This is a genomic window from Rhizobium chutanense, from assembly GCF_002531935.1.
Lineage (GTDB): Bacteria > Pseudomonadota > Alphaproteobacteria > Rhizobiales > Rhizobiaceae > Rhizobium > Rhizobium chutanense.
On the sequence record NZ_NWSV01000004.1, the window covers coordinates 187,770 to 200,969 of the forward strand.

The 13,200-nt window shown below is 63.2% G+C and carries 14 protein-coding genes; 6 read left to right on the forward strand and 8 right to left on the reverse strand.

The window, feature by feature from the left end; translation table 11 throughout:
* Positions 1-103: 103 nt before the first annotated feature.
* From CO666_RS08220 to CO666_RS08235, 4 genes are all read left to right on the forward strand, one after another.
* The gene (locus CO666_RS08220; RefSeq protein WP_085740127.1) at positions 104-424 is read left to right on the forward strand and encodes a helix-turn-helix domain-containing protein; all 321 of its coding nucleotides are present in this window, start codon (positions 104-106) and stop codon (positions 422-424) included.
* Entirely contained in the window at positions 425-685 is a 261-nt protein-coding gene (locus CO666_RS08225) for a hypothetical protein (RefSeq protein ID WP_097611574.1), read from the forward strand. It abuts the gene before it with no gap.
* Positions 686-695: 10 nt separating this feature from the next.
* Complete coding sequence (locus CO666_RS08230; protein ID WP_097611575.1) at positions 696-935, forward strand: hypothetical protein; 240 nt, start codon at positions 696-698, stop codon at positions 933-935.
* A gap of 308 nt (positions 936-1,243) precedes the next feature.
* Entirely contained in the window at positions 1,244-3,805 is a 2,562-nt protein-coding gene (locus CO666_RS08235; RefSeq protein ID WP_097611576.1) for a GcvT family protein, read from the forward strand.
* Between the two features lie 57 nt (positions 3,806-3,862).
* Here the strand turns inward: CO666_RS08235 and CO666_RS08240 are convergent, their stop codons facing one another.
* Complete coding sequence (locus CO666_RS08240; protein ID WP_097611577.1) at positions 3,863-4,600, reverse strand: phosphatase PAP2 family protein; 738 nt, start codon at positions 4,598-4,600, stop codon at positions 3,863-3,865.
* 190 nt (positions 4,601-4,790) lie between these two features.
* On the opposite strand from CO666_RS08240, the gene CO666_RS08245 reads away from it, so the two are divergent.
* On the forward strand, positions 4,791-5,333 hold the full coding sequence (locus tag CO666_RS08245) for a hypothetical protein (protein WP_097611578.1): 543 nt from the start codon (positions 4,791-4,793) through the stop codon (positions 5,331-5,333).
* 13 nt (positions 5,334-5,346) lie between these two features.
* Here the strand turns inward: CO666_RS08245 and CO666_RS08250 are convergent, their stop codons facing one another.
* From CO666_RS08250 to CO666_RS08270, 5 genes are all read right to left on the reverse strand, one after another.
* Positions 5,347-6,840, reverse strand: coding sequence for an HAL/PAL/TAL family ammonia-lyase (locus CO666_RS08250; RefSeq protein WP_097611579.1), 1,494 nt, complete (start codon positions 6,838-6,840; stop codon positions 5,347-5,349).
* Positions 6,837-7,613: an ABC transporter ATP-binding protein gene (locus CO666_RS08255; protein ID WP_097611580.1), complete on the reverse strand. Its 777-nt coding sequence runs from the start codon at positions 7,611-7,613 to the stop codon at positions 6,837-6,839. The genes CO666_RS08250 and CO666_RS08255 overlap by 4 nt, the downstream gene beginning before the upstream one ends.
* Before the next feature lie 28 nt (positions 7,614-7,641).
* Positions 7,642-8,346 (reverse strand): ABC transporter permease, encoded by a 705-nt coding sequence (locus tag CO666_RS08260; RefSeq protein WP_097611581.1) that lies wholly within the window; start codon positions 8,344-8,346, stop codon positions 7,642-7,644.
* 10 nt (positions 8,347-8,356) lie between these two features.
* Positions 8,357-9,082: an ABC transporter permease gene (locus CO666_RS08265; protein WP_097611582.1), complete on the reverse strand. Its 726-nt coding sequence runs from the start codon at positions 9,080-9,082 to the stop codon at positions 8,357-8,359.
* 102 nt (positions 9,083-9,184) lie between these two features.
* Positions 9,185-10,027 carry a transporter substrate-binding domain-containing protein gene (locus CO666_RS08270; RefSeq protein WP_097611583.1) on the reverse strand — a complete coding sequence of 281 codons (843 nt, stop codon included), beginning with the start codon at positions 10,025-10,027 and terminating at the stop codon, positions 9,185-9,187.
* 195 nt (positions 10,028-10,222) lie between these two features.
* Here CO666_RS08270 and hutC (CO666_RS08275) point away from each other — a divergent pair, with 195 nt between their 5' ends.
* Positions 10,223-10,978 carry a histidine utilization transcriptional repressor HutC gene (hutC, locus tag CO666_RS08275; protein WP_097611584.1) on the forward strand — a complete coding sequence of 252 codons (756 nt, stop codon included), beginning with the start codon at positions 10,223-10,225 and terminating at the stop codon, positions 10,976-10,978.
* A 33-nt stretch (positions 10,979-11,011) separates the two neighbouring features.
* Here hutC (CO666_RS08275) and hutC (CO666_RS08280) read toward each other — a convergent pair whose 3' ends face one another.
* Positions 11,012-11,734 (reverse strand): histidine utilization transcriptional repressor HutC, encoded by a 723-nt coding sequence (gene hutC / locus CO666_RS08280; protein ID WP_097611585.1) that lies wholly within the window; start codon positions 11,732-11,734, stop codon positions 11,012-11,014.
* A 60-nt stretch (positions 11,735-11,794) separates the two neighbouring features.
* On the reverse strand, positions 11,795-13,141 hold the full coding sequence (locus CO666_RS08285; protein WP_097611586.1) for a formimidoylglutamate deiminase: 1,347 nt from the start codon (positions 13,139-13,141) through the stop codon (positions 11,795-11,797).
* Between the last annotated feature and the right edge of the window lie 59 nt (positions 13,142-13,200).

Consider the following 13,200-nt stretch of genomic DNA (forward strand, 5'->3'; position numbering starts at 1 on the left):
TATTCTGCGGCGGTCACATCTTTATAGTGCTGATCGAGAGCAGGCCGTGAACTCCGGAGCGACGGCAATGCTCCCTCCCCTTCTTCGACATCAGGTGGTTATTTTGTCCCTATCTCCAGCTCAGTGCCGGGCCGCGCGTGCTCTCGTTGGATGGTCCGAAGACGACTTGTCTTCAGCCGCGAAAATCGCCAAAAAGACGATTGCCGATTTCGAGGCCGGGACGCTTTCCCCGTCCGCGCGAATCCTGCAGGATGTGAAGCGTAGCTTGGAGGATGCGGGCGTGCTTTTCATTCCGGAGAATGGCGGCGGCGCCGGTGTTCGCCTTGCGAAAGGCGCGAATGCCTCGATCGACACCAACGAAACCGAGACGGTTCAATACGAAGAACATCTCAAAAACGACGCCCCTCCCGGCGCTGGCGGCTGAATGGCAAAGAAACAAAAGCTTGAGCACTCCGAACTGGCGGGGGAATTCACCGATGACGGGGTCACGGTGCTCGTCGATATCTTCCGCACCTCCGGCAGCAACGAAGACTGGACGATGGAAGTCGTCACGCAAGGCGAGGATCTGATCCGCTGGGACGAACCCTTTGCCACCGACCGGGATGCCTTCGACGAATTCCTGGCCGTGGTGGCGCGCGACGGCATTCGCTCCTTTCTCGAAGACGAAGAACCGTCGGTGCATTGAGGGATATCCCGTGAAAAGCATCAATGATCTCATCGCCTCGGCGAAAACCGTCTGCGACCGATACCGAGCCGGGCGGATGGAGCGGGAAACCGTGCGCGAATGGGTCCTCGGCCTTGGCGCCTATCCGGCGCCGCACGGAGACCGCGTGCGCGAAGCTGCCGAATGGTTCCGCCTGCACAACCGCGAGCCTGTTTCCGAAGAGATCGTGCTGGTGGACATCGACCGGCTCCAGGCGATTTCAGCGCAGTGAACTCCGCCGTGCGAGCGGACAGGCGCAAAGAGTTTGCCCATGCCGTCGTCGCCGATCGTCGCCTGGCCGTTCGATCCCGGCTGACGCAATTACGCCGTTACTCGACGGCGTAGGACCAATGACGATTGTGAGCCTTATGCATAATGGCCTCTTCGCAGCTTCCATGCTGAGAGGTCTAGGGGTTCCGCAGCTTCGGCAAATGTGACAAACCCCTACGAGGCTGACATGGCTCTGCATCTGACGCGCAAAGCGGAAGTCACGCGTGGCCAGGCATCTTAAATTCGTCCGATAAGTAAAAGGAACAGCACGTGGCAGCATTTCCGGAAAAGGCAAAGGTCGTCATCATCGGCCTCGGCGGCATCGTCGGCGCCTCCATCGCGCATCATCTCGTCGAGCGCGGATGGGACGATATTGTCGGCATCGACAAGTCGGGCATACCGACCGATATCGGCTCGACAGCCCATGCCTCGGACTTCTGTTACACCACGAGCCACGACTATCTCTCGGTCTGGACCACGCAATATTCGATCGATTTCTACGAGAAGATGGGTCATTACGCCCGCATCGGCGGTCTCGAAGTGGCGCGCACCGGCGACGATGCCTGGATGGAGGAAATCAAGCGCAAGCTTTCCTCGGCCCGCGCCTTCGGCACGCGCGCCCATTATGTCAGCCCTTCCGAAATCAAGGAGAAGTTCCCGCTGATCGAGGAAGATCAGGTGATGGGCGGCCTTTACGATCCGGATGCCGGCCTCGTCATTCCGCGCTCGCAGACCGTTGCCGGCAAGCTGGTCGATGCCGCCGAAAAGGCGGGCAAGCTGCAGGTGTTCGGCAATACGCCGGCGAAGTCGCTGATCGTCGAAGGCGGCCGCATCAAGGGCGTCGTCACCCATCGCGGCACCATCATGGCCGACCATGTCATCGTCTGTGCCGGCCTCTGGGGCCGTCTGATCGCGGAGATGGTCGGCGAAGACCTGCCGGTCATGCCGGTCGACCACCCGCTGACCTTCTTCGGTCCCTATAACGAGTTTGAGGGCACCGGCAAGGAGATCGGCTTCCCGCTGCTGCGCGACCAGGGCAACTCCGCCTATATGCGCGATACCGGCGACCCGTCGACGACGGAAGGCGGCCAGATCGAGTGGGGCTATTACGAAGCCACCAATCCGCGCATGTGCCATCCGCGCGACATTCTCGAAAAACACGAAGCACGCCTTTCGCCCTCGCAGCGTGACCTCGAGATGGAACAGATCATCGAGCCGCTCGAGCGCGCCATGGAACTGACGCCGATCCTCGGCGAACTCGGCTATAATGAAGGTCACTCCTTCAACGGCCTGCTGCAGGTTTCCGCCGGCGGCGGCGCATCCTGCGGCGAGAGCCAGAAGGTGCGCGGTCTCTGGTATTGCGTTGCCATCTGGGTCAAGGACGGCCCGGGTTACGGCAAGCTGATCGCCGACTGGATGACCGACGGCCGGACCGAAATCGATCACAACAGCATCGATTACGCCCGCTTCTATCCGCATCAGCTGACGGAAGAGTTCATCGAAGGCCGCTGCTTCGAAGCCGCCCAGAAGATCTATTTCCCGGCTGTTCACACCCGCGAACCCTATGCCTCCGGCCGCAACGTCAAGCGCTCGCCCTTCTACGAGCGCGAAAAGGAACTCGGCGGCTACTTCATGGAGCTTGGCGGCTGGGAGCGTGCGCACGGCTACGCCGCCAACGAGCACCTGCTGGAGAAATATGCCGACCGCGTCCCGGTTCGCGAGAACGAATGGGACAGCCGCCATTTCTGGCGCGTGTCGAATGCCGAGCATCTGGCGATGAGCGAGGATTGCGGCATCGTCAATCTCAGCCACTTCCACATGGTCGATATCGAAGGGCCCGACCATGTCGAGCTGATGGAATGGCTGTGCGCCGCCAAGGTCGGCGGTGATGCCAACATCGGCAAGGGCGTCTACACCCACTTCCTCGACGACGAGGGCATGGTGCGCGCCGACTTCACCGTCTTCCGCATGGCCGACCGCTGCCGCCTCGTCAACGGCGCCGATGCCGGCCCGCGCGACCTGCACTATATGAAGCGCGTCGCCCAAGACCGCGGCCTTGACGTGACCGTCACCGATGTCTCGGAAAAATTCGTGACGATCGGCATCTGGGGCCCGAACGCCCGCGACACGCTGAAGAAGGTTGTGGCCGATCCGGCCGGGCTCGATCAGGAAAACTTCGCCTTTGCGGCGATCAAGCCGATCGAAATCGCCGGCAAGTCAGTCACAGCCTTCCGCATCTCCTACGTCGGCGAGCAGGGCTGGGAACTGCACATGAAGTACGAAGACGGCCTGGCCGTCTGGGATGCGCTGCGCTCGACCGGTGTGATGGCCTTCGGCGTCGAGACCTATGCAAACTCGCGCCGCATGGAAAAGAGCCTGCGCCTGCAGAATGCCGACCTGCTGACCCAGTACAACCTGATCGAAGCCGATCTCGCCCGTCCGAAGGTCAAGGAAGCCGATTTCCGCGGCAAGGAAAAGCATCTGGAATACAAGGCGCGCGAACATCAGCCCGCCATGCTCTGCACGCTTGTGATGACCGAGAATACCGACAAATCGGGCGTGAAGCGTTATCCCCTCGGCAACCTGCCGGTTGTCGATCCCGCCACGGGAGAGGTTCTGGTCGACGAGCTTGGCCGCCGGTCCTACACGACCTCGATCGCCTACGGCCCGACGGTCGGCAAGAACATTGCTCTGGCCTATCTGCCCTGGTCGCATTGCCAGGTCGGGCGCAAGCTGAATATCGAGTATTTTGCCGAGACCTATCCGGTCGAGGTTGTCGGCGTTGGATACAAGCCGATCTACGACCCCGAAAATCTGAAGCCGCGCACCTAAGCGCTCAAGCACTTGTGGCGCCGCAGCACGTGGCGCCACAAGCATGAGGTTGAAACGCTATCTGCCGTCGTCATTTTCGGCTTCGGCAGCAGCATCGGGAGCACGGCTCGGCACGAAGCGTTTCGAGATCAGCCAGCAGCCGAGCGCCCACAGCGCCCCGGCGCACCACCCGGCGAGAACGTCGGTCGGATAGTGAACCCCGAGATAGATCCGGCTGAGCCCGATGATGACGGCCAAGAAGACGCCGGCGCCGATGACGAAGATCCGCGTCGAGCGGTAACGCTGTGTCCGGGCCAGCAGTGCGCCGAGCGTCAGATAGGTCACCGCCGAAACCATCGCATGTCCGGAGGGGAAGCTGAGATCACTGACCTCGACGAGATGCGGCACGATATCGGGGCGCGGCCGGGCGATCAGGATCTTCAGAAGGGTGCTCGCCAGCCAGCCGGTCAGTACCGAGGAAAAGACGAAGATCGCGATCGGCCAGCGCCGGTCGAGCAGGAGATAGACGGTAACCAGAACGGTCATCAGCGTCAGCACGGTGACGCCGCCGAGGCTGGTGATATCGCTGACGGCATGGGTCAGCCAGGCGGGACCGATCGGCACGCCAAGTTCGCCCTGATGTCTGAGCGCCAGCAGGATGGCCTTGTCGAAACCAAAGGTCTCGCCCTCGAGCACCTCGCTCGTCAGCCGCTGCAGCACGAACAATCCGCCGGCAACGCATGCCAGTGTGATCAGCGTCAGCGGCTCATATGCGGTGAGCCTCGCCAAAAATCCGCGTCGTTGAACCTCACTCATGCCTGCCGTCGAACTCCCTTCACACCATGTCGCTCTTTGCCAGATCGGCAAGGTGAGCCGCAAATTCAAGACCTTGCGGCGTTCGAGGACATTTCCGAGCCTGACCGCCGCCTGATTTCAGACGCCCGGTAGCAAAAGCTCAACCTTCTTTTGTTATGGCTGGAGCGATTGTCCTGGAGATGGTTTCGCGATGAAAATTCTGACCGCGATGGTTCTGATGGCAGCCGGGCTGCAACCGGTCGCAGCCCTTGGCGAGACCGAATGGATGGGCGACGCAAGACAATGGTCGGTCGGCTATGCAAACGAGAGCCCGCCCTATTGCCGGCTGCTGTGGAACAGCGAGATCGGCAAGACCGTCGAATTCCGCCAGAGCGCCACCGAGACCTTCTGGCTGGTGGCAAAGACCAGCTGGGAGATTCCAGCCGGCACCACGACCGAGGTGACGCTGACCGATCGCAATGTGACGAAAGTGGTTGCCGCCGAATTCTTCGACAAGACCACGCTTCGCCTCTGGCCGCCGGCGAGCAAAGGAAGCGGCGGGCTGAAGAAGATCATCAAGAATTCCTTTTCAGGAACGCCTGACGTGCAGCTGACCTTTGCCGGCGACGAAGGCGACTGGACGCTGCCGCTGTCGCGGGTCGACCAGCTCTATCCGACCTTTCGCCAATGCCTCAAACGGCTGGAGGCCGGCGGAAAGCCGAAGCAGGATTCCGACACCAGCAAGCCGTTCTGACGGTCTGCCCGATTCAATCCATCGCCGGCGGGGCGGTCTCGCGGATCAGGCTGCGCACGGTCTCGATATCGCTATTGAGCGGCCGCTCGTCGCCATAATGGGCAATACGCTGCCGCACGGCCTGATAGACGAGATCCGTGCCTGCTGCCCGCGGCGCCGTCGCCGCCAGGAAATCATGTGCCTGGGCAGCCGCCATCAGCTCGATCGCCAGTATATATTCGGCATTGTCGATGACCGCGAGCAGCTTGCCGGCGGCGGCTGTCGGATGGGCGAGGAAATCCTCCTGCAGGCCGGAGGTCAGGCCGCCATCCATAGCCGCGGGCGCGGCAAGGCGGCGATTCTCGTTGCTGAGCGCCGCTGCAGTATATTGGGCGATCATGAAGCCGGAATGGCTGCCGGCGTCACTCGCCAGAAACGGCGGCAGGCCGCTGACCAGCGGATTGACCAGCCGGTCCATGCGCCTTTCGCTGATCGCGCCGATCTGCGCCAGCGCAACCGCCAGACTATCGGCCGCCTGGCCGAGCGCCGGCGCGACGGCGTGCGCCTCGGAGGAGACGATCGGCTGTTCCGGCGTGCCTGAGACAGCCGGATTGTCCGTCACCGAGGCAAGTTCCTGATCGGCGATGCGGGCGGAATTGTCGAAGACGTCGCGGGCGGCACCATGGGCATGCGGCACCGACCGCAGGCTGAGTGCATCCTGGGTGCGCCGGCCGAAGGCGGCGGCGACAAGGCCGCTGCCCTGGAGGCGGGCGCGCAGCGTCGCTCCGACCTTTTCGATGCCGGCGGATGGGCGCAGCTTCAGCACCGCCGCGTCGAAGGCGGCGATCTGGCAGCCTGCCGCTTCCAGCGTCAGCGCCGCGATCGCATCGGCCCAATCGAGCAGCCGCTCAGCGCGCAAAAGTGCGGTGGCGGTCAAGCCGGTGGCGCAGGCCGTGCCGTTGACGAGGCTCAGCCCCTCCTTGGCGCCGAGCACCAGCGGTTCGAGGCCGATCGCCGCCAGTGCTTGGCGGCCGCTCCTGCGTTCGCCGCCGAGCGTGGCGCTGCCTTCGCCGATCAGGACCAGCGCGGTATGGGCATTGTGGGTGAGGTAACCCGCCGAGCCCTTGGACGGGACGTCGGGAATGCAATCATGCGCCAGCAGGGCCACGAGATGCTCGACGATCTCGCGCCGCACGCCGGAATGGCCATGGGCGAAATTGGCGATCTGCGCGGCGATGACGGCGCGCACCTCATGGGCGGGCAGCAACGGGCCGACGCCGCAGGCGTGGCTCAGCACGATGCTGCGCGACAACAGGCTCTGCGAGGCGCGATCGACGACGGTATCGGCGAGTGCCCCGACGCCGGTGTTGACGCCATAGGCGCGCACGCCTGTTTCAACGATGCTGGCGACGATGCGGCTTGCCTGCTCGACCCGCGCCCAGGCGGCCGGCGACAGCGCAAGCGCCTCCCCTGCCCCGACGCGCGCGACGTCGCGCCAGGTCAGCACTTGATCGATCGTGATCGTCATTGGCCGCTTCCGAAATGGCCGATGAACTGGCGGAAGGCGGGCGTAGCGCCGCCGGTAAACATCTCGTCCGGCTTGCCGCTGCTTTCGATCAGCCCCTCGCGCATGAAGACGACGCGGTTCGAAACGTTGCGGGCAAAGCTCATCTCATGGGTGACGACGAGCATGGTCATGCCTTCCTCGGCCAGCGCGCGCATGACGCGCAGCACCTCGCCGACGAGTTCCGGATCGAGCGCCGAGGTCGGCTCGTCGAAGAGCATGACCTTCGGCTTCATCGCCAAAGCGCGGGCGATTGCGGCGCGCTGCTGCTGGCCGCCGGAGAGATGGGCGGGATAGGCATGGCGCTTGTCGGCAATGCCGACTTTTTCGAGCAGCGCCTCGGCCTCGGCGATGCAATCGGCGCGCGGCCGCTTCAGCACGTGAACGGGACCTTCGATGACGTTCTGCAGGATCGTCATATGGGACCAGAGATTGAAGGACTGGAAGACCATGCCGAGTTCGGAGCGGATATGGTCCACCTGCTTCTGGCTGGCCGGCTTGGTCTTGCCGTTCTTGTGAACCATCTCGATATGCTCGCCGTCGACCCAGATCTCGCCGTCGCTGGCGGTTTCGAGCATGTTGATGCAGCGCAGAAAGGTCGATTTGCCGGAGCCGGAGGCGCCGAGCAGCGAGATCACGTCGCCGTCCTCGGCATCGAGGGAAATGCCGCGCAGGACCTCGTGCGTGCCGAAGCTCTTGCGGATATTGCGGACCGAAAGTCGGGTAACGCCTGGCATGATTGCTCCAATCGATTTGAGGTTCGCCTCAAGCCTTCAGCGCCTGCGGGGCTGCGCGGCGGTGTCGGGAGAGCGAATATTCGAGCAGGGCCATGCCCTGCAGGATGATGAAGTTCAGGACGAGATAGATGATCGCCGCGCAGAGGAAGACTTCCATCGTGCGGTAGGTCTGCGAGATCAGCCGCTGGGCGACGCCGGTGACCTCCCAGACGGTGACGAGGCTTGCGAGCGCCGTCGATTTCATCATCAGCACGATCTCGGTGGAATAGGCCGGCAACGCATGGCGAAAGGCGATCGGCGCCAGGATGCGGCGCACCAGCAGGAAGCCGGACATGCCGATCGAGCGCGCCGCCTCGATCTCCTTCGGCGACACGGCGCGGATGCCGCCGCGAAAGATCTCGGCCGTGTAACCGGCGGTGCAGAGCGCCAGCGACAGGATGGCGCAGACCATCGGCTCGCGCAGGAACGGCCAGAGGAAGGAATAGCGGATGACGCCGAACTGGCCAAGGCCGTAGAACACCAGGAACATCTGGATCAGCAGCGGCGAGCCGCGGAAGACGAAGATATAGCCCTTGGCGAAGCCCGAAAGCACTCTGTTGCCGCTGACCCGCATCGAGACGATGACGAGGGCGAGCAGGCCGCCGAAGAAGATCGACAGCGAAAACAGGATCAGCGTCGTCGGCACCGCCTTCAGCAGCGTCACCATGGTCGAAGCAAGAAAGGTGAAATCCATCGTCGCCTCCTTACGCCTGGCCCATGGCCGATGCCGGCATGCTGCGGTTGGCGCGGCGTTCGGCACCGTTGAAAATGCGGTCGGAAAGGCTGGTCAGGATCAGATAGAGGCAGCCGCCGGCGATGAAGAACAGGAAATATTGCCGGGTCGAGCCCGCCGCCACCTGGCTGGTGCGCATCAGTTCGGCAAGGCCGGTGACGGAGATCAGCGCCGAATCCTTGAGGCTGAGCTGCCAGACATTGCCGAGGCCGGGAATGGCCAGCCGCAGCACCTGCGGCATGATGATGCGGCGAAAGCGCAGGCCGCGATGCATGCCGATTGCGGACGCCGCCTCGAGCTCCCCCTTGGAGATGGCAAGGTAAGCGCCGCGGAACACCTCCGCCTGATAGGAGCCGGAAATGATGCCGACGGCAAGCGCGCCGGCGGCAAAGGAAGGCAGCCCGAGGAAGCCCTCATAACCCATCGCCTTGCCGATCGAGGTGACGGCCGAGGAGCCGCCGAAATAGATGAGATAGATGATCAGCAGTTCCGGCACGCCGCGAAACACGGTCGTATAGATATTGCCGAGCGTGACAAGGAGGGGATTGCCGGAGAGTTTCGCGAATGCGACGATCGCGCCGAGCACCGCGCCGATCGCCAGCGCCGTCGCCGTGACGGCGAGCGTCATCACGGTGGCGAGAATGAGCAGCGCGCCCCATCCGGTCGAGCCGAAGCCAAGCAGTTCCAAACTTGCCATATCGTCCGTTCCCCGTCCGCGGCAGTGTTTTGTGTGACAATAACATGCTGTCTCCGGCCATAAAGCCGGAGACAGGCGTTTGCGGCCGACAGGCCGAAACGCTTATTGCTGCGGGCTGACGTCGACGTTGAACCACTTCATCGACAGGTTCTTGACGGTGCCGTCGGCGAGCGCCGACTTGATCGCCTCATTGAACTTGTCGCGCAGATCCGTATCGGCCTGGCGGATGCCGAGGCCTTCGCCCTCGCCCCAGATCGAGCCGACGATCTCCGGGCCGGTGAAATCGAGCGTATCATTGGCGGACTTGAACGCGTTGGCGAAATAGACGGCATCGTCGAAGCCGAGGTCGATGCGGCCGTTCTGCAGGTCGAGGTCGCGGTCGGCGCCGGTCTTGTATTCGCGGATCTCGGCAATGTCGCCGAAATTGTCATAGACGAACTTGGCATAGACGGTCGCTGCCTGGATGCCGATCGTCTTGCCCTTGAAGGCGGCCTTCAGCGCATCGATTTCCTTCACGCCGGTCTGGCCGGGCGTCATCTTGATCGTGGCGCCGGTGCCGGCGGCCTTGGCCAGCGGGCTGTCCTTGGCGGTGGCGAAGGCGGCAGGGGTGGCGGCATAGGGAATGGTGAAGCCGATCACCTGCTTGCGCTCGTCGGTGATGGACAGCGCGTCCATGATGACATCGAACTTGCCGGCGTTGAGCGCCGGGATCATGCCGTCCCAGTCGGAGGCAACCAGCGTGCATTCGATCTTGGCGCGTTCGCACAGCACCTTGGCAAGCTCCGGCTCGAAGCCGCCGAGCGTGCCGTCGGCATTGGTGAGGTTCCACGGTGCATAGGCGCCTTCGAGCGTGATGGTTGCCTTCGTCCAGTCCTTGGCGAATGCGGGTGCTGCGAAGGCGGAAAGAGCGGCGACGCCGCAAAACAGGATTGTGCTGAATTTCATTGATGAATTCTCCTCTGGAGTTGAAACAGACCTTGCGGCACCGCGCCGATCTTCGCCGGCTTGCCCTCTCCTGTCCTGTTTTTGCTGCAAGGACCGATTGGGAGGTTGTATATGGTACCATATGAGATATTTTGTGATATGCAAGAGGAAAGTCGGTTTATGTGGCGAATTCCATTCGTGCAAAAGGAATAGGCAATGAAGCGTTCCGGGGAAATGAAGCGCGAGCTGGCGGAAAATGATAGCACGCCGCTTTATGCCGGCGTCAAGCAGGTGATCCTCGACCGCATTCACAGCGGCGAATGGCCGCCGAAATACCGCGTGCCGTCGGAAAACGAGCTGGTGGTCGAACTCGGCGTCAGCAAGATGACCGCCAATCGGGCGCTGCGCGAGCTTGCCAATGAAGGCGAACTCGTCCGCATCCAGGGCGTCGGCTCGTTCGTCGCCGAGCGCAAGGGTTATTCGGCGCTGTTCGAGGTCCGCAACATCGCCGAGGAAATTGCCGAACGCGGCCATATCCATGAGGCGTCCGTCGTCGTTCTCGCCCGGGAAACCGCCTCTCCCGAGATCGCCGACGCGCTCGAACTGGAGATCGGCGCGGCGGTCTTCCACTCGCTGATCGTGCACAGCGAAAACGGCGTTCCGGTGCAGATCGAAGACCGCTTCGTCCATCCGGAGGCCGCGCCCGAATATCTCGACCAGGATTTCACCACCCTGACGCCGAACGCCTATCTGACGGCCGCCGCCCCGCTCAGCGGCTCCGAACACGTCGTCGAGGCGGCAATGCCGCAGGCCTGGGAATGCAAGCTGCTGACCATTTTGAAGACCGAACCGTGCCTGACGATCCGCCGGCGGACATGGTCGGCAAAACAGGTGGTCTCCACCGCCCGCCTCGTCTATCCCGGCTATCGCTACCGGCTCGAAGCGCGCAGCGGCAAGATGTTCGAGGAATGAAAACAGTCCCCATGTTGTATATGGAACATTGGACTATTGCGATGCCGGCGTGAACCGCGCCACCAATGCGTGGCGATCGCCGGGATAAGTGAAGCGCACATGGGTCACCGGTCCGGCGCCGCTCCAGGTGCGGCGTTCGACCACCAGGCAGGCGGCGTTGCGGGCAATGTCGAGGGCTGCGGCCACGTCAGCACCGGCTGAGATGGCGTGAATCCGGTGTTCGGCCGTGCTCCACGGCACCTGGTTGAGCAGCCACGGTCCTGGCGCCACCGTCAGAAAATCGGCATCCGCCGCCTCAGGCACGGTTTCAAGGCTGATCAGCCGCTCCTCCAGGCAGAAGGGCCGCGCCCCGGCATTGTGGATGCAGACCACCTCGACGACCGAGGACGCCACCGGCAGTTCCAGCCGGCTTCTGTCTTCCGCCCTGGCCTTGCGGCTCGCCTTCTTCGACACCGCATAGGAATAGGGCAGGTTCAGCGACTGCACTTCGGCCTTGATGTCGTGGATTTCGAGAACGGCCGATTGCGCCTGCGGCTGGGTGACGAAGCTGCCGGATTTCTTCCGGCGTTCGATCAGGCCGGCCTTGGCGAGCTGGGTCAGCACCTTGTTCACCGTCATGCGCGAGCAGTCGTACTGCGTGGCGAGATCGACCTCGAAGGGAATACGATGCCCCGGCGGCCATTCGCCCGAGACGATACGGCCCTCGATCTCGCCGAGGATACGCTGGTGCAAGGTGAAATCCTTGCTTGGATTCATCGCCACGCTCCGATTGATCTCCCGCTCTAGATCGAATGTCTTGAAAGGAAAAGCGCTTTTTCAGGCCGCCAGCAATTCGCCCATCGCGGCGAGGAAACGCCGGTCGATGGCCTCGCGCCCGACATGGCGGCCGCCTTCCACCTGCTTGCGGCCGCGTGCCCAGACGCAATCGACGAAAACGCCGCCGGCAAACAGCCAGTGATCGAGGATCTGGTCTCCCGAGAGATAGGGAACGGCAGACGTATCGAGCGAAACGAGGTCGGCGTGATGGCCCTCGACGAGACCGGTCGGCGCTTTCAGCGCGGCACCGCCGCCGGCAAGCGCATGGGTGAACAGCGAAAGCGCCGTCGAGCCGCCGGGAACGGCGACGACATTGCGGGCGCGCAGCGCCAGGCGCTGCGAATATTCGAGCTGGCGCAATTCCTCCGGCACGGAGATCAGCACGTTGGAATCCGAACCGATGCCGTAACGCCCGCCCTCTTCGAGGAAGAGCGGCGCGGCAAAGGCGCCGTCGCCGAGATTGGCTTCGGTGATCGGGCAGAGGCCGGCAATCGCGCCGCTTTTCGCCATCCGCCGCGTTTCGTCCTCGGTCATATGCGTCGCATGGATCAGGCACCAGCGCTGATCCACAGGCGCGTGATCGAGCAGCCATTCCACCGGCCGCGCGCCGGACCAGGCGATGCAGTCCTCGACCTCCTTCACCTGCTCGGCGACATGGATATGGATCGGGCCGTCGCCCGCCATCGGCACCAGCCTTGCCAGCTCCTCCGGGGTTGCGGCACGCAGGCTGTGCGGCGCCAGACCGAGTTCGGCGCCGTCGAGCCGGCCGGTTACCGCCCGGCATCCCTCCATCAGCCTTTCGAAGCTTTCGAGCGAATTGATGAAACGCCGCTGGCCGTCGATCGGCGCAGCCCCGCCGAAGCCGGAATGGGCATAGAAGACCGGTAAAAGCGTCAGGCCGATGCCGGTCTCTGCGCTCGCCGCACCGATGCGTTCGGCAAGCTCGGCGATATTGGCATAGGCGCCGCCGTCCCTGTCATGATGGAGATAGTGGAATTCGCCGACGCGGGAAAAGCCGGCTTCCAGCATCTCGGCATAGAGCTTGGCGGCGACCGCCTCGACATGCTCCGGCGTCATCGCCAGGGCAAACTTGTACATGACCGTGCGCCAGCTCCAGAAGCTGTCATTGGCAGGCCCGCGCACTTCGGCAAGGCCGGCCATCGCCCGCTGGAAGGCATGGCTGTGCAGGTTGCCCATGGCGGGAACGAGGAGAGCATGGCGCTCATCGCCGGGCGCGGCGGCAATACCGGTCTCGATCCGGGCAATGCGCCCGGCGTCGAGCGTCAGCCGCACGTCCTTCTGCCAGCCCTGCGGGGTCAATGCCGTGTCTGCGTGAAGTGTGGTCATGGCCTTCCCTCTCCTCTTGTCGCGCCGCCGATCTTTCTTTTCCAGAAAAGCGCGCAAAA

What these genes read in the sequence shown, in the direction of transcription:
- CO666_RS08225 (WP_097611574.1), top strand. Translation starts at nt 425, where the DNA reads ATGGCAAAGAAACAAAAGCTTGAGCACTCCGAACTGGCGGGGGAATTC.
- CO666_RS08240 (WP_097611577.1), bottom strand. Translation starts at nt 4,600, where the DNA reads ATGAGTGAGGTTCAACGACGCGGATTTTTGGCGAGGCTCACCGCATAT.
- CO666_RS08245 (WP_097611578.1), top strand. Translation starts at nt 4,791, where the DNA reads ATGAAAATTCTGACCGCGATGGTTCTGATGGCAGCCGGGCTGCAACCG.
- CO666_RS08250 (WP_097611579.1), bottom strand. Translation starts at nt 6,840, where the DNA reads ATGACGATCACGATCGATCAAGTGCTGACCTGGCGCGACGTCGCGCGC.
- CO666_RS08255 (WP_097611580.1), bottom strand. Translation starts at nt 7,613, where the DNA reads ATGCCAGGCGTTACCCGACTTTCGGTCCGCAATATCCGCAAGAGCTTC.
- CO666_RS08260 (WP_097611581.1), bottom strand. Translation starts at nt 8,346, where the DNA reads ATGGATTTCACCTTTCTTGCTTCGACCATGGTGACGCTGCTGAAGGCG.
- CO666_RS08265 (WP_097611582.1), bottom strand. Translation starts at nt 9,082, where the DNA reads ATGGCAAGTTTGGAACTGCTTGGCTTCGGCTCGACCGGATGGGGCGCG.
- CO666_RS08270 (WP_097611583.1), bottom strand. Translation starts at nt 10,027, where the DNA reads ATGAAATTCAGCACAATCCTGTTTTGCGGCGTCGCCGCTCTTTCCGCC.
- hutC (WP_097611584.1), top strand. Translation starts at nt 10,223, where the DNA reads ATGAAGCGTTCCGGGGAAATGAAGCGCGAGCTGGCGGAAAATGATAGC.
- hutC (WP_097611585.1), bottom strand. Translation starts at nt 11,734, where the DNA reads ATGAATCCAAGCAAGGATTTCACCTTGCACCAGCGTATCCTCGGCGAG.
- CO666_RS08285 (WP_097611586.1), bottom strand. Translation starts at nt 13,141, where the DNA reads ATGACCACACTTCACGCAGACACGGCATTGACCCCGCAGGGCTGGCAG.